The organism is Acetobacter cerevisiae, from assembly GCF_001580535.1.
Classification (GTDB): Bacteria; Pseudomonadota; Alphaproteobacteria; order Acetobacterales; family Acetobacteraceae; genus Acetobacter; species Acetobacter cerevisiae.
Map to the genome: position 1 here is coordinate 1 of NZ_LHZA01000115.1, position 21,393 is coordinate 21,393.

Consider the following 21,393-nt stretch of genomic DNA (forward strand, 5'->3'; position numbering starts at 1 on the left):
TCAGGCCAAACAATGGTTGGTATAAGTCCCCTTTGTTGAGGTAAATAATTTTCTGACAAATGTGATCACTTTTGCGTTTTTTGGGTAGCGTAGATTGATATAAATTAACAATATATTTAACAATATGAGTTACGGGTAATGTTGTGCGGGCTGATTACGCCCAGACAGAATTGGGGTTGAAGAGGAAAACTCCTTATTTTTTAGGGATTTATCAAATGGGCAACAATTTCTCTACCGGCGGAACAAATTCGTCAATTCAGACCTATCTAACAGCGAGCAACCTGTCGGGAGCGACTTATACGCTGACGAATGCGTCCGGTGGTCAGTTGCTGTTCACGCCTCCCGGTGGCGGGTATATCAATAATATTTATGGGAACCTGGTTAATAACGGAATTATATCCGATATCCCATCATCACCGGGGACAGGAAGCACCTTTAATATAGGAAGTCTTGGGGGCAATAACACCTTCAAAAACACTGGAACACTGACGTTTAAGCAGCTGGATGCAACATCAGGATCCACTGTTAATTTATACTATAAAACAATTGAGAATGCGTCTTCTGCAACAATTGATCTGGAAAGTGCCGGCGCTTCAACCATCTCGGCAGCTTATGTCGCAAATCTGACGAATGATGGTACTATCAAAGTTGTCGATACCAGCGGAACAGGTATGACATCTAATTGGGGAAATGGAAGCGGAACATTCAATAATAACGGCACATTTTCCATTGATGATTCTGCCGCCACATCGGGGTCAACAACCAATTTAAATTTTTTAGGAATCAATAATAGCGGAGCATTGACGTTAGCTATTCCTGCTGCATCGACTGCTATTACAACGGTTGGAAGTGGTGGATTTACCAATTCGGGAACATGGTCCATCAATTCAGCCAGCGGAGGAAATATTCAAATTATCGGTGGAACCTCCGCCTACACGAATACCGGTACTATCAATGTTAGTGACGCTAACCTGAATATTGCAAATGCTCTGACAGGCACAAATGGCACTGTAAATCTTTCCAATGGTGCGGATGTCACATTGGGCGGTAATAGCAGTGGAGCCGGGCAGACTTTCAATTTTTCTGGCAGTGACAATACGCTGAATGTAACAAATGGTACAACTTTTACCGGTGTTATTCGTGGCTTTAGTCAAGGCGATCAGCTTGATCTGAATGTTGCCGGTAATCCCTCATACGATTCCACAACTGGTATTCTTACAATCACGACGAGTGGTGGAAAAATTTATACGTATGATATTGGTGCTGGTTACACAGGGTCGTTTGCCAATACTGTAGGGGGAGTGGTGACTTACTCTGGCAGCACTCCTTGTTTCCTTGCGGGTTCAATGATTCGAACGAGCCAGGGAGAGGTGAGTGTAGAAAACCTCCAGGTGGGGGATGAGGTCGTTACGTTCGACTGGAAAAAAGATCAGTATGTCAGCCGTTCTGTTGCTTGGGTCGGGAAGGCAAGCGCTACTGTGCGTTCTCACCTCCCGGATGATGAAGCGGGCTGGCCTGTCCGCATCCTCAAGGATGCCATTGCCGAGGGCGTGCCCTACAAGGATATGCTGGTGACCTCTGAGCATTGCCTGTTCTTTGAAGGTAATTTTGTCCCGGCACGGATGCTGGTCAACGGGGTATCTGTCTTCTACGATAAGTCCTTCACGTCGTATGAGTACTATCATGTGGAAACGGAGCAGCACTCCGTTATCATCGCTGATGGGATGCTAACAGAAAGCTATCTGGATACAGGAAATCGCTCTTCTTTCCGGGTGGAAGGGAAGGTCGTCAGGCTTTTTGGAAGAAATGCGAGCTGGGAAGACGATGCTGCTGCGCCTTTGTGCGTAGACCGTGATTTTGTTGAACCGTTATTCCGTAAAATTGAGCTGCGGGGGAATCGTGTTCATGCGGGGCATATTCCCACTGAGACCGTTGAGCTGACACCATATCCAGATGTGCATCTGGTAACAGCAACGGGTGGCAGAATTCGTCCAATACGCACGAATGGTCAGCACTATAGCTTCATGCTGCCATTCGGCACCGAATCCGTTCGCATCGTGTCCCGCACCTGCCGCCCTTCTGACGTGATTGGGCCTTTTGTGGATGATCGTCGTTCTCTGGGGGTTGCCGTGGCGGATATTCGTCTGATTCTTGGTAAGCGTCAGCATGATATCAGCGCGCATCTTCAGGCAGAAAAACCAGAAGGTTGGTATGAAACCGAGTCAACTGAATGCGCATGGACTAACGGCAATGCTGTCCTGCCCCTTGGTGACCACCTGTTGCAGGAAAAAATAGGGATTCTTTCTCTGACTATTACAGCGGCTGGACCGTATTTGCAGAATTCTGACGATAGGGAAGTCAATCAGAGGAAAACTGGGTAATCTCTTAGACGTCGATTTTTTTTGAGTGCAAAAGCTGTTCCAGTGGGTCGGGTTAATCCCGATCCACTGGTGCAATGTGTGAAGCGTTTCAGGCGGCGTTCAGGGCATCGTCCAGCGTGGTAGCCGGACCGAAGACTTCACGCCGCAGGCGGTCTTCCGGCACCCCGGCAGCGCGCAGGCCGGTAATCATCTCCTGCATGAAACACTCCGGGCCGCACAGGTAATAGATGGCGTCTGCCGGTGTGTTGGCTTTGACCCAGTCCGGCGTGATGCGCCCGGCATGGGCTGTGGTGCCAGGGGCCGACTGATCGGCCAGGGTATCTGCCGTGCTGTGCGTGTAGAAAACATCCGCCTTAATCGCCCCTTTAGCAGACAGATCCCGCACCAGTGCGCCAAAGGCTTCCATCTGTGGGGTGTCCGTGCCGTGGATATATTGCAAGGGCGCGTGGGTACTGGCCGGGCAGCCATGTGCAGCGGCGGCGGCGCGGGCTTCCAGCATGGCGATAAACGGGGTCAGCCCGACGCCAGCACTCAGCAAGACAATGGGGGCAGACTGTGGTGAGGGCAGGGTGAAGGACCCGGCAGGGGCGGAGACCAGCACGTCCGTGCCGACCTGTGCGCTGTCATGCAGCCAGCCTGAAACCAGCCCTTTCTCGGCCCGACGCACGCTGATGCGGTAGCTGCGGCCATTGGGTGCTGAGGAAATGCTGTAATTGCGCCGCTGGTTGCCGTGGCCGGGCACGGTCAGGGAGAAGCTGAGATACTGGCCGGGTTTGTGGGCCATAACGGGTTTGCCGTCGGTGGGCACCAGATCGAAGGAGGTGACCAGTGCGCTCTCTGGCGTGCGGCTCTGGATGGTAAAGGGCCGCCAGCCTGCCCAGCCACCGGGCGCGGTCTCATGCGCCTTGTAAATCTGGCTTTCCCGGTTGATCAGCACATCCGCCAGCAAGCCATAGGCTTTGGCCCATGCGTCCATAATTTCCGGCGTGGCAGCATCCCCCAGCACCTGCGCAATGGCACCCAGCAGCGCGCGGCCGACAGCGGGGTAATGCTCGGGCAGGATGTTCAGCCCCACATGTTTTTCCGCAATCCGTTCCACCATGCCGCCCAGCTGATCAAGACTGTTGATGTTGCGGGCATAAGCCAGCACGGCGAGTGCCAGAGCGGTGGGCTGGCTGCCATTTTTCTGATGCGCGCTGTTGAACAGGGCGCTGATGGCGGGGTCTGCCAGCAGGCGTTTGTACATCTCCGTAGTGATAGCGACACCGTGGGCTTCCAGTGCCGGAACGCAGGCGGTGACGGTAGCGCGGGTCTTGTCGTCGAGGGGGGTGACCATGGGATGGTCTCCTGTTTTTGAAGGTGTATATTTCATACACCTTATAGAGCGCTGGAAAAAATGCTGTCAACTGGACTACACTTGGCGCCATGCGCCTGACTCTGTACACAGATTACGCCCTGCGAACGCTCCTCTATCTGGGAGTGCACGCAGATCGTCGCGTCTCCATTCGCGAGGTGGCGCTGGCCTATGGCATTTCAGAAAATCATCTGGTCAAGGTCATTCACCATCTGGGCAAAGGTGGGTTTGTGGATACTTTGCGTGGGCGCAATGGCGGCCTGATGCTCTCCCGCCCGCCCGAGCAGATCAATCTTGGTGACGTGGTGCGCCATACCGAGGATGATATGGCGCTGGTCGGGTGCATGGCTCCCCCCGGCAAGGAAGGGACCCGTGCCGGGGAGGGGTGTGTTCTGGCTCCGGGCTGCACTTTGCGGGGGCTGCTGGGGGAGGCGCTGGGGGCCTTCATGGCTGTGCTGGATGGCCGCACACTGGCGGAGCTTCTGCGCCCCTATGAGGTGAAGACGCTGCGCGACATAGCGCCCGGCACCGGAAAAAAGGCTGAATAACGGCCTTTCCCGCCCTCAATTCTCCCATGGAATGCAACTTGGCCTTTTAAAATCGATTTAACGGATTAAAAACCGGAGCGCCTTCCTCTATCAACGGGCGGCACAAAAGAAGGGCTGTCCGTTTTCTCATGTTGCATTTCACGCCAGACTCACCGTCTTCCATTATCGCGCTGCTGGTCTGCGGCCTTCTGGTTTGCGTGTTTGAGTTTGTGAACGGGTTTCATGACACCGCCAACGCTGTGGCGACGGTCATCTACACGCGCTCGCTCCGGGCGGGTACGGCGGTGGTGCTTTCGGGCATCATGAATTTTCTGGGCGTGCTGACCGGCGGCCTGAGTGTGGCCTACGCCATGGTGGAACTGCTGCCGCCGGATGTGCTCTCCCCGCCTGATGGCACGCCTGCGGTGCCCATGCTGCTCTCCCTGTTTGGCACGGCGCTGGTATGGAACCTGCTCACATGGCGGGCGGGCATTCCCAACTCCAGTTCCCATTGCGTGATTGGTGCGATTGTCGGCGTGGCCATTGGGGATGCTCTGGTGCATACGCGCAGCCTGAGCGAAGGGGTGGACTGGCATCAGGTTACCAAGGTGCTGGAAGCGCTGGCTGTCTCACCCCTGTTGGGGCTGGTAGGGGCCGCGCTGTTCTATCTGGCGATGCGTGGTGTGGTGAAGGACCCGGCGTTGTATCAGCCTCCCACAGGCGACGCCCCGCCACGCGGCTGGGTGCGCTGGCTGCTGGTGGCCAGTTGCAGTGGGGTCAGTTTTTCTCATGGCAATAATGACGGGCAGAAGAGTATCGGCCTGATTATGCTGGCGGTGGTCGGGTTGATGCCTGCCCTGTATGCGCTCAACCCGCTTGAAGCCCACCGCCTGCCGCTGCCAGTGGCGCAGGCCACGCAGATTGAAACCCTGCTGACCCAGTATGACCATAACGGCCTGCGCGCCGAGGCTCTGGCTGCTGCGGCGCGCCTGAAAGCGGAGGGCGAGGCCGCCGCACAGCATGCCGGGACTACTCCGCAGGATGGGCCGCGGACCGTTGTGGCGCAGCGGGCCGATGTGTTTGAAGTGCTGGCCGGGCTGAAGCAGGTTGAGCATGTTTCCAGCGTGCCGGGTGCAGAGCGTGCGCAGGCTAAAAAGCTGCGGCAGGGGTTACAGCCGGTGGTGGAATTTGCGCCCTGGTGGGTGCGGTTGCTCAGCGCCCTGTGCCTCAGCCTTGGCACCATGATTGGCTATAAGCGGATTGTCCGCACATTAGGTGAAAAGATTGGCCGCACGCATTTAACCCCCGCCCAAGGGGCATCCGCTGAACTGGTCGGGGCAGGGCTGATTTTGACGGCGGGTTATACCGGCCTGCCGGTCAGCACCACGCACATTATTACCGCAGGCATTGCAGGCAGCATGTTGGGTGCAGGCAGCGGCGTGCAGGGCGGCATGGTGGGGCGTATTGCACTGGCGTGGATTGCCACGCTGCCGGTGACAATCCTGATGGCGGCTGGCTTGTTTTATGTGCTGAGTTTGTGAAGTAAATAACGTGTTTGTAGGAAAGTCAGCGCGAAAATCTGTGATAATTTCTTGAGTAATGCGTTTGGGATAGAGCGATAGGTATTATTTTGATTTTATGGTGATAATCGATCAATTGCTATCAAATTACCAAAGCGTTCTTTTTAATTTTTCTTTTTAGAACAGCAGACAACTAAAAAAGGTGGTAGCTCGCCCCAATATTGCAACGAAGAAAATTAATTTTCAAATTAAGGATATCGTATGAAAAAGGTATCAGACAAAAGAGCCGTTATCATGAGAACAAAGAAGTATTACGCAATATATTGTCAGGATGTTTTGGGTGGTAGTATTTTTTCTTCGACGGGATCTTCTGTTGTTTTGCCGAGAAAAGAAATGACCGTTCAGTGGATAGGAGAAAATTTAAGAAAATCTCTTATGGAGAGTCATAATTATTATTTAGATTTTTATAATTGTTCGACTGATGATCCTGAGCGTGAAAAAGTTATAGATTTGTCCCGGTCTGCGGAAAGAGCGTTCTGGTTTGGAATCAGGGACAGGTTTGGCTTCAAGGACCATCTTGTCGCGGTGTCAAAATCGGCTGCTGTCTTTGTCAGTTGGGAGTATGAGCAGACAGATCAGATCTGTTTTCTGGCCACCCGAGGGCGAGGTGCGGGGCATTCTGCCTGGTATTTGGGAGAAAACGAGGGCAAGGTCTTCTACGTTTCAAGTCATGCTTCTGATGAAGAGATCGCGAGTGTGGCCCTTCAGGCGCTAGATGCGTGTCAGCCTAATTATGCGTGAGATGCAGCCGGTCGTTTATGCAGCTTTCCAGGCCTGCTCTGTTGCGATGGTATGGCACTCCCCACACAGTAAGGACTGCGACGGTTGACGATAATGCTTGACGAGGTATCCTGATGTTTAGACCCCCTCCCTTGACGCCTGAGCAAATCCGTCGGTTCTATTATAAAAGTGCTGACTTTTGTCGGGCTCCCAAGTTTGTTGCAATCATTTCAAAGGAAATTTGGGGTGGCAGCTATTTCTCCCGCACAGGCTGGTGCGCGCATGCGCCGGTGGAAAAGGTGACACCACTTTGGCTGGGAGAGAATTTTCGCAAGGCTCTTTTGAGTAGTGAGTATTTTAACAAGCCGGGGGAGGAACATGAGTGGGACGATATTAATGCGATGAAACGGGCATCAAACGCCCGGCGTCTGGCGTTTGATGAGGAGATGCGTCAGGCTTATGGGTTCAAAACCATAGAGACGATGTGGCGGAAAGAGGATTTTGTTAATTCCGAATGGCATTATCGGATTAATGATTTTGTGACCCTGGATGCCTGGCGGCGTGCAGGGGGTGGGGGTCATGTTGGCTGGCCCCGGAGTAAGTTCCCCCAGAAATATCTGGATGTGCCGCTGTCTGTGTCGGATGAAGAACTGGGGCAGGCGTTACTGAAGACGATGGCCCAGTGTGAGGGGTATAACGTCAAACGTCCCGTCTCGGAACGACCTGCCTCGAAAAAGCCGAAGGGCTGAGGCTGGGCTAAGCAGACGTGGGGCGTGTCATCGCGCCCCGTGACACTCCCTGCTCTTTTGACGCATGATGGGCACAGTTCCCCCTTTATGGAGAAGAGAGCAATGACACAGCCCCTCAAGACAGTTCTCGTCACCGGTGCCACGGCAGGGTTTGGCCACGCCATTGCGTTGCGGCTGGTGAAGGATGGCTACCGCGTAATTGCCACGGGCCGCCGTCAGGAGCGGCTGGATGCGCTGGCAAAAGAGGCTGGCCCCGCACTGCTGCCGTTCAGGCTGGATGTGACAGACCTCGCCGCAGTAAAGGCGCTCCCGGCCTCGCTGCCGGAAGGCTGGCAGGAGGTGGATGTGCTGGTGAACAATGCCGGGCTGGCTCTCGGGCTGGGCAAGGCGTGGGAAACCAAACCCTCTGACTGGGAGCGTATGATTGCCACCAACGTGACCGGCCTTGTGGAAATCACCCGTGCGCTGCTGCCGGGCATGGTGGCGCGCAATAGCGGGCACGTGATTTCACTGGGCAGTACGGCGGGTACGTATCCGTATCCGGGGGCCAATGTTTACGGGGCCAGCAAGGCGTTTGTGGAACAGTTTATGCGCAACCTGCGGAGTGATCTGCTGGGCAGGCAGGTGCGAGCCACAACCATTGCGCCGGGCCTGTGCGGCGGCAGCGAATTTAGTGAAGTGCGTCTGGGCGACAAAGAGAAAGCGGATGCCGTGTATAACGGAACCAAACCGCTGCTGCCGGACGATATTGCGGAAACCGTAGCGTGGGTTCTCGCACTCCCCGCGCATGTGAACATCAACCATGTGGAAATGATGCCCACCTGTCAGGCCTCCGCCGGTCTGGCGGTCGATCGGACGATGGCGGGGTAAAAGCCTCTTTGCGTTCCAAATAAAAATGCCGTGCCTCTTTTTAAAAGGGGCACGGCATTTTTTGTGTCAGGAGGTCTGTCTTGCGGAGGGCGACTTATTTGGTCGGGGCGATTTTTTCCGCAATGGCCTGCTGGCGGTCCCGCAGGGCTTTTTCCTTGGCCTGTTTGGCAGCAATTTTCTCCGCAGCCTTGGCGGCCTTTCTGGCCTGCATGCGTTCCAGCCGTTCCTTCATGGCCATGCGTTCATACCGGATGCGCTGGCGGATCCAGTTGAGCAGGCCGGAGAGAGTGACAACCACAATACCCACAAAGGTCCAGCCATCGAGCGGCTGATGGAACACCAGATAGCTTAGCGCCACGCCCCATACCATCTGACTGTATTGCGGCAGGGCAACGCGGTTGGCGGGTGCGCGGGCCGTGGCCATCATCATCAGCAACTGGCCGAGGGCAGCCAGAAAGCCATAGCCAAACAGATAAACCCATGTGCTGACACCGTGCGGCCATGTGGCGTGCGCCCACATCAGCACACCATTACCTATCAACGGGCCAACCAGACTGGAGCCAAACAGGGAAAGCCGCGCGCTGTCCTGCCCGGCCAGACGGTAGGCAATCACGCTCACGGCGTTGGCAACGGCGGCAATCAGGGCGCACAGATGCCCAAAATGCAGGGCGCGCACGCCGGGGCGCAGCACAATCAGCACGCCAATAAAGCCCAGCACCACGGCCAGCCAGGCCCAGGCGGTCACCTTCTCCTTGAGCAGCACCACGGAGAGAATGGTGACAAACAGCGGCATGAGGAACATCAGCGAGAGCGCTTCGGGCATGGACAGCAGCATGAAGGCTTCCACGCTGGCTGCCGTCGCCACAAACGTACACACCGCCCGCAGCACCCACATGGCTGGTTCCTGCGTGCGGAACACGTCGCGGTAGGATTCCTCAGGCTTGCGGATAAATGGCAGAAGAAGCAGGCCGAAGACCCCGCCGGAGAAGGCGACCTCAAACGGGTCGAGCCGTCCCCCAAGCAGCTTGGAGAAGGCATCACTAATAGCGAAGGAGGCAAATGCCCCCAGAGCCAGCGTAATGCCGGAGAAGAGAATTTTGGGGTCCATATACTGCCTGTACTGTTCTGGTGGTCGAGCCGCGGGTGAGAGAAGAGTGTTCTTGCACACCGGCATGTTCCGGCTTCTTCTCGCGCAATAAGCAAAAAACGGCGCGGGTTGGAAGTACATTTGCACAGGTTTTGGAGAGGGCAGAGGAGCCCTGCGCATTCTTAATGGCCAGCGCGCCCGGAAGAGACGATTGAGCCAGCGGGCTGAACACCCTATAAAAGCAGCAAGGGGATGGGGTTCCCCCTTTAACCGCCCTTGCAAGGGCTGATGACTCCTGCCGTAACCATCTGGCGGGAGACGTGCGTCTTTTTCCCGCCATAACACGGCGGGCGTTCTGGAAAGCCCGCCAGAATGAAAGGCCCGAGAATGTCTTTTGCCTCCTGTCTTCTGGTCATGCTTGGCGGTGCGCTGGGCACGCTGGCGCGTTATGTGATGACGATGCTGACAGCCCCGCTCAGCCGCATGATGCCCTGGGGCACCATTGTGGGTATTAATGTGGTGGGGTCGTTCATCATCGGCTTTTTCAGCACGCTCACGCTGGCGGACGGTCGCTACCCGGTTTCTGACAACACGCGCCTGTTTGTCATGATGGGCCTGTGCGGCGGCTACACCACGTTTTCTTCCTTCAGTCTGCAAACGCTGGACCTGCTGCGCAGTGAGGCATGGGGGCGGGCGCTGGCTAATGTCACGCTGTCTGTCCTGCTGTGCATCAGCGCCGTCTCGCTCGGCCACCTGCTCGCCACGCACCTGAACGGCCAGTATGTGCAGCTGACACAGGCGGAGGAACAGAGTGATATGGAAGGGGAGATGGAGGGCTAAAACCGGTCCTGCTCTTGTGTTGCAGGAGTGTGCGGGGCAATCTCATTTCTTATTCGGAATGAGAGGCGTGAGGTCACGCTGGCTCCCCTGTTTGAGAAGCCCTTTGCCTGCACGGAGCACCCGCTCGGCCAGTTGCACGGTGCGGGGGATGCGCTGGGCACGGACTGTATGGTGGTGGGTGGTTTTGAAAATGACCACGGCTTTGCCAAAATGTATCGGGGTGACGGCACGAAAAATACCGACTGGTATGGCTGGCACACGCCTGTGCATGCGCCGATTGATGGCGTGGTGAAATATATTCACCTCAACACCGAGACCAACACGCCCGGCACCATGGGCAAGCCACCTGCCAGCATGATGGTGTTTGAGCGGGCTGACGGTGTGACTGTTGTCTACGCGCATCTGACCGAGCCGGTTGTAAAAGTGGGGGACCACGTGACGGCCGGGCAGGTTGTGGCGATTGATGGCAATAACGGCGTGGCGCGGAATCCGCATATTCATGTGGGGGCGTATCGTGGGGGGGAACCCCTGCAAATCCGCTGGGATCTGCGGGCTATGGGCAAAGTTCCGGGGATGACTGATAATTGATTTTACTCTGAATGCGGAATTCCCTTGCATTCCATCCCGGATAGGCGCACCACAGTGGCCAGCGGGTGCTTTTATCCGGGTTTTCGGCGCGTGTTGCGTTCGGTATATCTCCTTAAAAGTTATGATTTCGTGTGTGTTTTGTGCACGACCGCATTTGTTTGTGAAGGAGCCTTTGTTATGACAACAGGCACCGTAAAATGGTTTAACCCCACCAAGGGTTTTGGTTTCATTCAGCCGGAAGATGGTGGTCAGGATGCGTTCGTTCACATCTCTGAACTTGAGCGCGCTGGCATGCACACTCTGAACGAAGGCCAGAAAGTCTCTTACGAGCTCGAAGCTGGTCGTAACGGCAAGACATCTGCAGTGAGCATTAAAGCACTCTAAGTGCTTTAGGCCGCAGATTTGCTGTGTGGAAAAGCCGCCCTTTGGGGCGGCTTTTTCGTTTTTAAGTGTTTTTCGGCTCAACGCTTTGAAAACCGTAGGTTTCGTAGCGTGTTTTCAAAACACCATTGTCCACATTCACCACCATAAAGCCCTCTGGCGTACCAAGCCGTGTGCCATGCCACCAGTTGCCGCACACTGCACCACCGGTAATGTAGGGCACGCCATGCCACTCCACCCGTTCCAAAATATGGGTATGGCCTTGAAGCACGCCGATAACATTGTACGTGTCGAATAGCGGCAGCACTTCATACGCATTCACCACACTGATGCCGTGATGTTTTTCCGGCTTTGTGGAGCGCACGTCGTAATCTTCTATCGCAGTCACCAGCGGGATGTGGGTGACGATAATAATCGGCGTCCCTTTGGGCTGGGCGGCAAGATCCCGGCTCAGCCAGCCAATCTGCTGCGCATCAATCCGGCCTTCATACATCCGGTCCTCCGTAATGCCGATGGAATCCAGCACCACGAAATGCACGCCCTTGTGGTCGAAGGAATAATAGAGCTGGCCGAACTGGTCCTCGAAATATTTCTTGCCATAAAGCGGGTCCGTCGGTTGTGCGCCGCTTTTGGTATACACGCCAAAACAGTCATGATTGCCAATGGTGTGATGCACCGGCAGCGTGAGGTCATCTGCTGTGCGCTTATACAAATCCATCAGCATGTTGGCGCGGCCTGCATTTACGCCAAGCGCGTCATACACATGGTCACCACCCTGAATGGCAAAATCGGCCGGAACCGCGCGGGCTTTCAGGAAGGCGCTGTGGCAGCCGGCGTTGGCGTTCAGTTCCGGCTGGAGGTGCGTGTCGGTAATGAACAGGAAGGTGAACGGATCATGCTTGCGCAGCGGGGGCCGGTTGGGCACGGCGGCGAGGGAGCGCGTGAGCGGGGTAAAAGCAAGGCCCGCAGTCAGCGAGAGAAACGTACGGCGGTTGAACTGGACCATGATCGGCGGTTCCATATGCGGGGGAAGGGAGTGCACGGGCCCCCACTGTGCGCAAAATGGCGCGCACTGCCAGATCTGTCATAAATGTTTCATACTCTGTGCGGCTTCTGGCGGGCGCGCCACTGAGGCGCAGACACAAAAAACCCGTTTCCTGAGCAATAAAGTCAGAAAACGGGCTTAAAGTTTTTAACCTTTCCGCTGCCGGAAGGCAGGGTTATTTGGCAGGCATGACGTAGAGCGCGCAGAGCTTGTTGCCGTCCGGGTCACGCAGGTACGCCAGATAAAGATCCCCATTGGGGGTGTGGCGCACGCCCGGCGGGTCTTCAATGGCTTCCCCGCCATTGGCCACGCCGGCTTTGTGCCAGGCATCGGCTTCTTCCGGGCTGGCCATGGCAAAACCAATGGTGCTGCCATTGCCAGCAGTGGCGGGCTCGCCGTTCAGCGGTTTGGTAATAACCAGTCGGCCTCCGCGATGCGTGTAGGCCAGACGACCCTTGGCGTTGGGTTCCGCAGGGGCGCAGCCCATGGCGCCCAAAGTGGCATCATAAAACCGTTTGGAGCGGGCAATATCGTTACTGCCAAGCATGATGTGGCTGAACATGAAGCGTTTTTCTCCTTACCCGGTATGGGAGGGCGCAGAGTAGCGCGATACCGGGCGTCGTCAAATTCTGTGCGGAGAACTTATGGCAGGCCGACGCCGCCATTGGCGCCAATAATCTGGCCTGTCATGTAGCTGGCATCATCCGAGGCCAGCAGCACATAGGCCGGGGCCAGTTCCACCGGCTGGCCGGGGCGCTTCATGGGCACGGTTTCCCCAAATTTCTCGACATTGTCCATCGTCTGACCACCGCTGACCTGCAATGCCGTCCAGAACGGGCCGGGGGCAATGGCGTTGACGCGAATACCTTTGCTCACAAGCTGCTTGGCCAGACCTTTTGCAAAATTGGCAATGCCTGCCTTGGTAATTGAGTAGTCCAGAATATTGGTGGAGGGGTCATAAGCGTTGGTGGAGGAGGTGAAGATCATCGCGGAACCGGGCTGCATGCGCGGAATAACCGCTTTGGTCAGCCAGAACAGGGCATAAAGGTTGGTCTTCATCGTCCAGTCAAACGCTTCTGTCGTCACCTCCAGAAGGTCATCATGCGTCTGCTGGCGGCCTGCACAGTTGACAAAGATATCCAGACCATCCAGTTCCACAAAGGCTTTTTCTACGAGCTGTTTGCAGAAGGCTTCATCCCGCAGGTCACCGGGCAGGGCGACAAACTTGCGGCCTTCCTTGCGGACCAGATCACCCACTTCGGCAGCGTCGGCTTCTTCCTGCGGCAGATAGTTAATGGCGACATCCGCGCCTTCCCGCGCGTAGGCAATAGCGGTGGCGCGGCCAAGGCCGGAATCCCCGCCGGTAATCAGCGCTTTGCGCCCCTTGAGTTTGCCGCTGCCAACATAGCTTTTCTCACCATGGTCGGGCCGAGGGTCCATTTTGGAGGCAAGGCCGGGCCAGGGCTGCGGCTGGGCTTTGAAGGGGGCATGCGGATACAGGGTGCGGGGGTCTTTAAGCGGGGAGGAAGACATAGCATTCTCTTTCACAGTCTGGGCCGCGGCAAGGTTGACGAAGACGGGCGTGCCAGCCGCTGCCGCCACGCCTGCCATTTTCAGAACGGTGCGGCGGTAGGTGCTGTGTTTTGGGGCCGGTGTTTCGTCAGTCATGCGGAGGTCCTTTCGCATCAGGCCACAAATTCGGCCTGAATGTGTCTGTCTGGCCAGCGGCTTTAAGGGTTCACACAAACTGACGTTCCGGTAGCGGAGGGGTTCCCGGTTGCGGGTTGTGTGCGGTGCATGGCAGTTGGCAAAGAAACAGGCTGCACAAAAGGGTGATTGCAGAAGGGGCGCTATTCGTTAAATGATGAGAACGAATAAAATCAGGCCGATGCGCCCTGCATGTGTGATGCGGAAAGACTGAGGGAAAAGGGTTTAGGAATGTCTGAAGTGCCGTCTCTGGAAACGGATCGTCTGCTGTTTCAGGCCCCGCGACGGGAGGATTTTGAGGACTTCGCCGCCATGCGAGCCGACCCCATTGTCGCGCGCTACACCTCTGGCAAGCCGGAAAGCGCCAACGCCACATGGGGCAGGCTGCTGCATTACAGAGGGCTGTGGGGCATTATGGGCTTTGGCTTCTGGATGGTGCGGGAAAAGCAGACGGGCCGCTTTGTGGGCACGATCGGTTTTAACGAGGCGCATCGCGGGCTCACGCCGTCCATGGATGGCATCCCGGAAGCGGGCTGGGTTCTGGCCTCATGGTGCCACGGCAAAGGCTTTGCGACGGAAGGCGTGAAGGCCGCCTGCGCGTGGCTGGACACACAGACGCCGTATAGGCGCTCCGTGTGCATTATTGCTCCAGCTAACAAACTATCCATCCGCATTGCAGAGAAAAACGGATTTTCACAGTTTGCAACCACGCAGTATCTGAATGAAGAAACGCTGATGTTTGAGAGAAAGGTTGCGCTCTGAGAGGCTTATTCAGCAGGCTTTTTGAACCCGGCCTAAACGCTGGCGCAGGGTGCGGTTGAGCGGTTCAGAGAAGGTGCGGCTGATCAGACTGGCCAGCAGGCCGGAGCCGATGAGGAAGACGGGCAGGAGAGCCAGCCTCTCAAACCCGGTTTGCGGCAGGGTTCCGGACGGCAGCACAGTGCGGAGCAGGCCCAGAATAATCAGGTGGAACAGGTAGAGTTCATAACTCAGGCGGCCGGTCCACTCTATGCCGCGTAGCAGGCGGGAGCGGGTGGCGAGGGGGCCGTTTTCATGGTGGGTCGAGGCAATCAGCAGCACCGCAGTCCCCAGCGCCATGACTGATACGCCCCAGATATTGGTGGCCCCAATGGATTTCCAGAGATACAGCGCCACCATGACCGCAATAACGGCAGGCTGAAGCAGGCGTGCCGCAAGCCCGTCCAGCCGCCAGTGTGTGGCCACCACAGCGGCCATGCAGCCAATGGCAATGCCGTCGAATGAGGCCAGATAGGCAAACAGGAAACCGGATTCATCATTCTGATGCGCCATGCGGTAAAACGGACCAACCACAGCAACCAGCGCCCAGAACAGCATGATAAGCGGCGGACAACGCAGCACCAGCGCGACCAGTGGGAAGGTGAGATAAAACACTTCCTCCACGGACAGGGACCACAGCACGCCAAGCGCGTAATTGGCCCAGTCATAGTGGGCAATAAACACGTTCATGCTGAAGGTGAGGGCGGCCAGATTGGCCCGCATCATGGCGGCAAGGGGAGACAGGCCGGGAATGTGCGTGGCGAAAATGGGGATGCCTGCCAGAGCAAGCCCGTTGACCAGCGCCAGCAAAAGCAGCAGGCACGGCACAATGCGCGCAATGCGAAAAGCGTAGAAGGTGCGGGCCTTGATGGCGGCCAGACTGCCATAACGGGCCAGCGTGTTGCTGGTAATCAGGAAGCCGGAAATGACAAAAAACAGCGTAACGCCGTAATTGCCGTTGCGCGCCACGGCCCGCACGCCCTCTGGCGTGAGCAGCGTGCCCAGTGCTGAATGGCCCAGCGGATAGGCAATGCAAAAATGGTGGAACAGCACCAGAAGAATGGCAATGCCGCGGAGCAGATCAATCCGTCGGTTGCGATGGCCGGGGGTGACCGGCGTGGGGTCAGGAGACCCCGGCCACGCGGGCAAATTTGCGCTGGCGGCTGAAGAACAGCTTTTCCGTGATGAAGAACGCCAGATCCTGAATTTTGCTGTGCGGCGTCAGGCCAATGGTCTTGAACACCATGCTCGTCACGCGGCGCAGGTGGCGCGGCTGATAGTTCTTCATGGCGCGGGACATGTAGGCCGCAATGCAGCGGTTGTGGTCGTAGGGCAGGGAGGGCGGCTCGTTGGTGGTGTAGTATGCGGAGGCGAGTTCATCATCCTCGCTTTCCGTCACCCGGCCCAGAGCGATGCGGGCGCGCTGGAGCGTGCTGATGCGCTCGCGCTTCAGGTAGCGGTGCATGTGGTCATAAAACAGTTTGAAATGCCGGAATTCATCGGCGGCAATCTGCTTGCACAGGGCTTTCAGCACTGGCTCATCCGTGGCATCGGCCAGCGCGGAATAGAAGGAGGACGTGCCGGTTTCCACCATGCAGCGGGCAATCAGTTCCCCGGTGCGGGAGCCACGCACGGATTCTTCGACTTCCAGCGGGATATGGTAAAAGTCCCGGTACCGCTGGAAGGCGGCCTGATAGTCCCATTCCGGGTCGGCCAGCATGGCCCAGCGGCCCAGCCCGTCCCCGTGCTGGATTTCTTCCACAGCCCAGTGGTCCGCCGCCTGTTTGAAGTCCGGGTCATCATGAAACACGTTGTTCAGGTAGATGGCGTAGTCCACGCTGTTGCGTTCCACCACGGCGGCCGCCTTGATGGCGGGCACAAGCTGCGGGTCCACGCGGGAGGGGTCAAATTTATCCCAGGGTAACTGGTCAATCTGCCAATGTTTCATCTGCGCCGGTCTCCCGTCCTGCTGCTTTACAACCGTTAGCCGTCTGGCCGTTCCCACGGTGCGCGTATTCGCGAGATGGCCCAGACTGTTGCTCTAGACCATTCCCCGCTGAGACGGAATGCCATGACAGAAAAAAGACAGGCAGAGGAGCCCCGCAGGCTTTCAGACCGTAGGGGCGCTATTGGGTGAGTTGCCGGGTGTTGCGGGCGGCAGCGGGCGGGGGCGGCGGTTTTCATCCAGCGCCACAAAGGTGAAGTCGCCTTCCGTCACCTTGGAGGTGAGATGCGTATGGCGGGCGCGGCGCCATGTCTGCACATGGATGGTCATGGAGGTGCGGCCTTCACGGGTGATGTGGGTGTAGATGCTTACCTCATCCCCCACCACCACGGGTTCCAGAAAGACAACGCCGTTAATGGCGACGGTGGCGGCACGCCCGTTGGCCCGGAAGGCTGCGGTGGTGCCGGCGGCAAGATCCATCTGGGAGATGATCCACCCGCCGAACACGTCCCCTGCGGGGTTGGTGTCGGTCGGCATGGCGATGACACGGATGGTGGGAACGCCTTCCGGCAGTTGTGAGGCAGAAGCAGCAGGCATGAGATTAAAGCCCTTTATCAGAAAGAATCAGCATGTGTGATGCAGGCGGTTACCGGAAGGGGGGCTCATCAAACCCACGCAGTTTGCGGGAGTGCAGCCGGGTCACACCCTGCTGCCTGAGCAAATGCATGGTCTCGATGCCCACCATCAGATGCTGGCTTACGCGCTCACGATAGAACGCATTGGCCATGCCGCGCAGCTTCAGTTCTCCGTGAAGTGGTTTGTCCGACACACAGAGCAGCGTGCCGTAGGGCACCCGGAAGCGGAAGCCATTGGCGGCAATGGTGGCGGATTCCATATCCACGGCAATGGCGCGGCTCATGTTGATCTGGGTGAACAGATGCGCCAGACGCAGCTCCCAGTTCCGGTTGTCGGTGGTCATCACCGTGCCGGTGCGCAGGCGGGTCTTGATGGCGGACTCGGGCAGGCCGGTTACGAGTGACGTTGCTTCCTGCATGGCCACCTGCACCTCGGCAATGGGGGGCACGGGCACCCATGTGGGCAGGTCTGCGTCCAGAACGTGGTCATCCCGCACATAGCCGTGGGCCAGAACGTAATCCCCCAGCATCTGGGAACGCCGCAGGCCCGCGCAGTGGCCAACCATCAGCCAGCAATGCGGACGCAGCACGGCCAGATGGTCCGTCATGGTTTTGGCATTGGCGGGGCCAACGCCGATATTGATGAGTGTAATGCCATCTCCATCCGGGCGGCAGAGATGATAGGCGGGCATTTGCGGCAGGCTGCCTGTGGGGCCGTCCGCAGGGGCGCTGCCGGGGCCGGTATAGATCTGCTCTCCGGGTTCGATAAACGCGTTGTAGTCCCCCCCGGCATCCACCTGTGCGCGGGCGTAATCGCGGAAGGTATCCACATAGCGCTGATAGTTGGTGAGCAGGATAAACCGCTGGAAGGAGCGGGGTGTGGTGCCTGTGTAATGGTGCAGGCGGGCGAGGGAATAATCCGTGCGCTCTGCTGTAAACAGTGCCAGCGGGCGCGGTGTGGTGGCGTCGGGCAGCAGCTCGCAGTTGGCAATGCTGTCATCCGTGGCGTGCAGGTTGGGCAGGGCGAACTGTTCCTGCAAAAGCCGCAGATCGGCTTCCGTCAGGCCGGTGACGGCATCTTCCATAACATAAGGCAGTGGGATGGGATGGCGGGAGCGACCCACCAGCACCGGCTGGCCGTAATGGTGCAGCAGTGGCTCAATCTGTTCCCGCAGATACTCCCGGAACAGGGCGGGGCGGGTGATGGTGGTGCTGTAAAAGCCGGGGTCCAGAATGACATCAAACGGCGGGCGGCCCTGTATGGGGGTGCCGGGGGGCAGTTCCAGCGCCAGACACGGATAAGTGGCCTCCTCCGGCGGGCAGCCCTGCCGGGCGCGGAAGGCGGCGTGGAGCCGCTGGGCACTCTCATCATACAGGGCGCACAGGCGGTCAATGGCGGCGTCTGCGGTGGTGAAGGCTTCAAAATCCGTTCCGGCGGCGGCGCGGAGGGCGAGCATATCAGGCTGTGTCATGGGTCTCCTGTGGTGACGGGGTGACCAGATTTATCCTGCCACCTTAACGCGAGAACGGGCCGGATGTGCAACCGTGCCAGCAAAGCCGGGCTGCTCTGAGAACGGTTTTCTGCGCCGCGCGGCATATCTGCGCACGAAAAAGTGCGCTATACGCGCGCCACCGCTGACAGATGAGGGCCAGAAAAGCGCGATGATTGCCATCACCCCGGAACAGACCGCCATTCTGGACACGCCCCCTACCGCCAGCTTTCGCGTGATTGCCGGGGCCGGGTGCGGCAAGACCTCCACGCTGGAGTGGTTCAGCAAGACATGGACGCGCCACCGGGGGCTGTATCTGGCCTTTAATACCGCCATTGCCAAAGAGGCACGCGCCCGCTTTTCCAACCAGATTGAAGCACGCACCGCTAATAGTTACGCCTATCGCATCCTGAATATCGGGCAGCTGAACCGCAAGGTGCAGGGGCGCTATCTGGTGCGGGATATCTGGCGGCTGGAAAAAGTTCTGGGCATGAAGTCCGGCGGTGCTGCGGATGCGGTGCTGAAAACGCTGAGCAATTTTCTCATCAGCGAAGGTTCCAAAATTACCGCCACCCATTGCCCTGAGCCTGACAGCGGGCGCAACCGGGAGATCCGCCTGTTTGTGGCGCAGGCTTACAAATATCTGGCGGCACTTGAGAAACATGATTTTCCTATCACGCATGATCTTTATTTAAAGAAGTTTGAGCGTGAGCAGAAAATTACCGGCTACGACTATATTATGGTGGATGAAGCGCAGGACCTGAACCCGGTTCTGATTTCCATCCTGAAAAAATCCGGCCTGCCGATTGTCGCCGTGGGGGACCCGAACCAGTCCATCTACGCCTTTCGCGGGGCGGTGGATGCCATTAGCGACCTGGAAGGCCCGTGCCTGCCGCTGACGCGCAGCTGGCGGTTTGGTGAGCCTCTGGCGCGGATGGCCAATGCCATTCTCGGGCACCATTCCCGCAAACCGGCGCACAGCCTGCACGGTAACCCGGCGGTGAAAAGCCGGGTGATGCTGCATAAAAAGGGCCTTAAGCCGGAGCACAATACGCTGGTTCTGGCCCGCACCAATGCCCGGCTGTTTGAAGGGCTGGCGGACAGCACCCGGCCCTTCCATGTGCTGGGCGGGGTGAATGACATGGTGCAGGAAATTCTGGCCGCCTACAGCCTGTATCAGCGCCAGTTTCAGCCGTCTTTAAAGCCGCAGGGTGCTGCGCTGGAATATGGCACATGGCGTGAGCTGGAAAACGCCGCAGAGGGCCGCGACGGGGACCCGGTTGCCAAAAGATTGTTTGGTATTGTGGATAAACACAAAGAGACGCTGGATAAAAAGATACACACTATCCAGACGCTTTATCGGGATGACCCGGATGAGGTCAGTCTGGTCTGTTCCACCGCGCACAAGGCCAAGGGGCGGGAGTTTGATGCCGTCATCATGCTGGATGACTTTCTCTCCCCTGAAGAATGGAGCCGGCGGCGCACCCAGTTTCAGGACCGCGCCAGAAAAACCGAGCAGGAACACGGCCCGCTCTCACCGCGCCTGAAAGCCCGGTTGAAGCGCGATCTGGACAACTGCGATCAGGAAATCAATCTGCTCTATGTGGCCTGCACCCGTGCGCGGCTGACGCTTTCTCTGCCGGAGGCGTTGTTTGAATTCTGGAAGAAGATTTAGGCATATTTTATGTCTGGATTTACAATTTAAGCGCCTTAGAGATGTGTCCTGTCGAAATGGAAGATCATTGTCTCTGGGGCTGGATTTTTGAGGCATCCGCAAAATTAACGGGAACCCGTGCGGCGTTGTGAGGTTGAAGGGGGTGACAGACTTGTGATGCACAAAGGAGAGACCACATGAAACGTCCCATTCTGGCGATGACGGCCCTACTGGCAACCTGCGCTCTGGCTGCATGTGAACCGCCGCCGCCCGGTGGCATGGGTGGCCCCGGCGGCTCTGGCCATCATGGCGGCCCCGGTGGTGGTGGCCAGCAGGGCGGCAATGGCGGCTGGCGCAACGGCAACAGCTCCGGCAACATGCAGGGCGGCGGCCCCGGCATGGGCGGCCCGGCCATGCAGAACGGCGGCATGGGAGGCGGGAACGGTTACTGACCGTTCTGCCCCGATGGTTTGGAAAAGGCGGCCTTTTGGGCCGCTTTTTTTGTTTGGTGGTGATGAGGTTTTTTCATAATGATTGCAGGGCGTTCATGAACGAAAGGGAGCAGACTAACGCGTGAATGAGAGGGATTTTGGGGTTTGGTTGTCTTGATCGACTTCTGCATACGCCTTATTTCCAGACGTATCATTTTAAAGATGGATCTCCTAAATCTCATAATAATTTATAGAATAAATGTACAATTTGCGAATAAAATATTTTTGTTATAATCTTTTCATTGAGAGATCATATTGCATATGTGGAAATTCATAATTGAGGATTAATTACAATATGAATACAATGAAGCCATTTGATGTATTTTATAAAGATATTGGATTTGATTTATATCCATTTTCTTCATGGTCATCAGAGCAAGAAAAGAAATATCGAAAAGATATATTTATAAAACCAAACTATTATGGCCCCATTGAAGAGAAATTTCGGGACGGTTTAGAGCCCTTTTGGAAATTTCTTTTCTACAAAACAGACTTTTTCATAATCTAACCGGTATTCCACAAAGCCGGGATGCCGCTTATCGCGAAAACAG

At 56.9% G+C, this 21,393-nt stretch carries 21 protein-coding genes and 1 riboswitch; of the genes, 12 read left to right on the top strand and 9 right to left on the bottom strand.

All coding sequences use genetic code 11. The features are described 5' to 3' along the window. Positions 1–215: 215 nt before the first annotated feature. Positions 216–2,381, top strand: a complete 2,166-nt coding sequence (locus tag AD928_RS03150; RefSeq protein ID WP_062248203.1) for a Hint domain-containing protein — start codon at positions 216–218, stop codon at positions 2,379–2,381. Positions 2,382–2,469: 88 nt separating this feature from the next. Here AD928_RS03150 and hmpA read toward each other — a convergent pair whose 3' ends face one another. Beyond that, entirely contained in the window at positions 2,470–3,717 is a 1,248-nt protein-coding gene (gene hmpA, locus AD928_RS03155; protein WP_062248205.1) for an NO-inducible flavohemoprotein, read from the bottom strand. A gap of 89 nt (positions 3,718–3,806) precedes the next feature. On the opposite strand from hmpA, the gene AD928_RS03160 reads away from it, so the two are divergent. The 5 genes from AD928_RS03160 to AD928_RS03180 all read left to right on the top strand — a co-directional run bounded on the left by AD928_RS03160 (position 3,807) and on the right by AD928_RS03180 (position 8,181). Beyond that, positions 3,807–4,283, top strand: coding sequence for an RrF2 family transcriptional regulator (locus AD928_RS03160; RefSeq protein ID WP_062144844.1), 477 nt, complete (start codon positions 3,807–3,809; stop codon positions 4,281–4,283). A gap of 128 nt (positions 4,284–4,411) precedes the next feature. After that, positions 4,412–5,803 carry an inorganic phosphate transporter gene (locus tag AD928_RS03165; RefSeq protein ID WP_062248207.1) on the top strand — a complete coding sequence of 464 codons (1,392 nt, stop codon included), beginning with the start codon at positions 4,412–4,414 and terminating at the stop codon, positions 5,801–5,803. A 240-nt stretch (positions 5,804–6,043) separates the two neighbouring features. Then, a complete protein-coding gene (locus AD928_RS03170) occupies positions 6,044–6,583 on the top strand; it encodes a hypothetical protein (protein ID WP_233419917.1) in 540 nt (179 codons plus the stop codon). A 278-nt stretch (positions 6,584–6,861) separates the two neighbouring features. Continuing rightward, a complete protein-coding gene (locus tag AD928_RS03175) occupies positions 6,862–7,311 on the top strand; it encodes a contact-dependent growth inhibition system immunity protein (RefSeq protein WP_167347343.1) in 450 nt (149 codons plus the stop codon). 102 nt (positions 7,312–7,413) lie between these two features. Then, entirely contained in the window at positions 7,414–8,181 is a 768-nt protein-coding gene (locus tag AD928_RS03180) for an SDR family NAD(P)-dependent oxidoreductase (RefSeq protein WP_062248211.1), read from the top strand. 94 nt (positions 8,182–8,275) lie between these two features. Here the strand turns inward: AD928_RS03180 and AD928_RS03185 are convergent, their stop codons facing one another. Beyond that, entirely contained in the window at positions 8,276–9,289 is a 1,014-nt protein-coding gene (locus AD928_RS03185) for a DMT family transporter (protein WP_197463935.1), read from the bottom strand. A gap of 218 nt (positions 9,290–9,507) precedes the next feature. Continuing rightward, positions 9,508–9,573, top strand: a riboswitch (Fluoride riboswitch). An 82-nt stretch (positions 9,574–9,655) separates the two neighbouring features. Between AD928_RS03185 and crcB the strand changes: the two genes are divergently transcribed. The 3 genes from crcB to AD928_RS03200 all read left to right on the top strand — a co-directional run bounded on the left by crcB (position 9,656) and on the right by AD928_RS03200 (position 11,080). Continuing rightward, the gene (gene crcB, locus AD928_RS03190) at positions 9,656–10,108 is read left to right on the top strand and encodes a fluoride efflux transporter CrcB (protein WP_062144411.1); all 453 of its coding nucleotides are present in this window, start codon (positions 9,656–9,658) and stop codon (positions 10,106–10,108) included. Between the two features lie 27 nt (positions 10,109–10,135). Beyond that, entirely contained in the window at positions 10,136–10,696 is a 561-nt protein-coding gene (locus tag AD928_RS03195; RefSeq protein ID WP_082779711.1) for a M23 family metallopeptidase, read from the top strand. Positions 10,697–10,873: 177 nt separating this feature from the next. Continuing rightward, a complete protein-coding gene (locus AD928_RS03200; RefSeq protein ID WP_062248212.1) occupies positions 10,874–11,080 on the top strand; it encodes a cold-shock protein in 207 nt (68 codons plus the stop codon). A gap of 61 nt (positions 11,081–11,141) precedes the next feature. On the opposite strand, the gene AD928_RS03205 is transcribed toward AD928_RS03200, so the two are convergent. The 3 genes from AD928_RS03205 to AD928_RS03215 all read right to left on the bottom strand — a co-directional run bounded on the left by AD928_RS03205 (position 11,142) and on the right by AD928_RS03215 (position 13,790). Continuing rightward, positions 11,142–12,083: a metallophosphoesterase family protein gene (locus AD928_RS03205; protein WP_062248228.1), complete on the bottom strand. Its 942-nt coding sequence runs from the start codon at positions 12,081–12,083 to the stop codon at positions 11,142–11,144. Between the two features lie 214 nt (positions 12,084–12,297). Beyond that, positions 12,298–12,684, bottom strand: a complete 387-nt coding sequence (locus AD928_RS03210; protein ID WP_062144417.1) for a VOC family protein — start codon at positions 12,682–12,684, stop codon at positions 12,298–12,300. Between the two features lie 80 nt (positions 12,685–12,764). Then, positions 12,765–13,790, bottom strand: coding sequence for an SDR family oxidoreductase (locus tag AD928_RS03215; protein WP_062144422.1), 1,026 nt, complete (start codon positions 13,788–13,790; stop codon positions 12,765–12,767). A 270-nt stretch (positions 13,791–14,060) separates the two neighbouring features. Here AD928_RS03215 and AD928_RS03220 point away from each other — a divergent pair, with 270 nt between their 5' ends. Beyond that, positions 14,061–14,591 (top strand): GNAT family N-acetyltransferase, encoded by a 531-nt coding sequence (locus AD928_RS03220; RefSeq protein WP_062248214.1) that lies wholly within the window; start codon positions 14,061–14,063, stop codon positions 14,589–14,591. A 9-nt stretch (positions 14,592–14,600) separates the two neighbouring features. Here AD928_RS03220 and AD928_RS03225 read toward each other — a convergent pair whose 3' ends face one another. The 4 genes from AD928_RS03225 to AD928_RS03240 form a co-directional block, all read right to left on the bottom strand. Next, entirely contained in the window at positions 14,601–15,776 is a 1,176-nt protein-coding gene (locus AD928_RS03225) for an acyltransferase family protein (protein WP_062248216.1), read from the bottom strand. Next, a complete protein-coding gene (locus tag AD928_RS03230) occupies positions 15,751–16,575 on the bottom strand; it encodes a ferritin-like domain-containing protein (RefSeq protein ID WP_062144471.1) in 825 nt (274 codons plus the stop codon). The genes AD928_RS03225 and AD928_RS03230 overlap by 26 nt, the downstream gene beginning before the upstream one ends. Positions 16,576–16,737: 162 nt before the next feature. Continuing rightward, positions 16,738–17,169 (bottom strand): acyl-CoA thioesterase, encoded by a 432-nt coding sequence (locus tag AD928_RS03235; RefSeq protein WP_062248218.1) that lies wholly within the window; start codon positions 17,167–17,169, stop codon positions 16,738–16,740. A 49-nt stretch (positions 17,170–17,218) separates the two neighbouring features. Continuing rightward, a complete protein-coding gene (locus tag AD928_RS03240; protein WP_233419918.1) occupies positions 17,219–18,679 on the bottom strand; it encodes an AMP nucleosidase in 1,461 nt (486 codons plus the stop codon). 73 nt (positions 18,680–18,752) lie between these two features. On the opposite strand from AD928_RS03240, the gene AD928_RS03245 reads away from it, so the two are divergent. Continuing rightward, a complete protein-coding gene (locus tag AD928_RS03245) occupies positions 18,753–20,372 on the top strand; it encodes a UvrD-helicase domain-containing protein (RefSeq protein ID WP_062248220.1) in 1,620 nt (539 codons plus the stop codon). 176 nt (positions 20,373–20,548) lie between these two features. Next, positions 20,549–20,803 (top strand): hypothetical protein, encoded by a 255-nt coding sequence (locus AD928_RS03250; RefSeq protein WP_062248222.1) that lies wholly within the window; start codon positions 20,549–20,551, stop codon positions 20,801–20,803. The last annotated feature ends 590 nt before the right edge of the window (positions 20,804–21,393 follow it).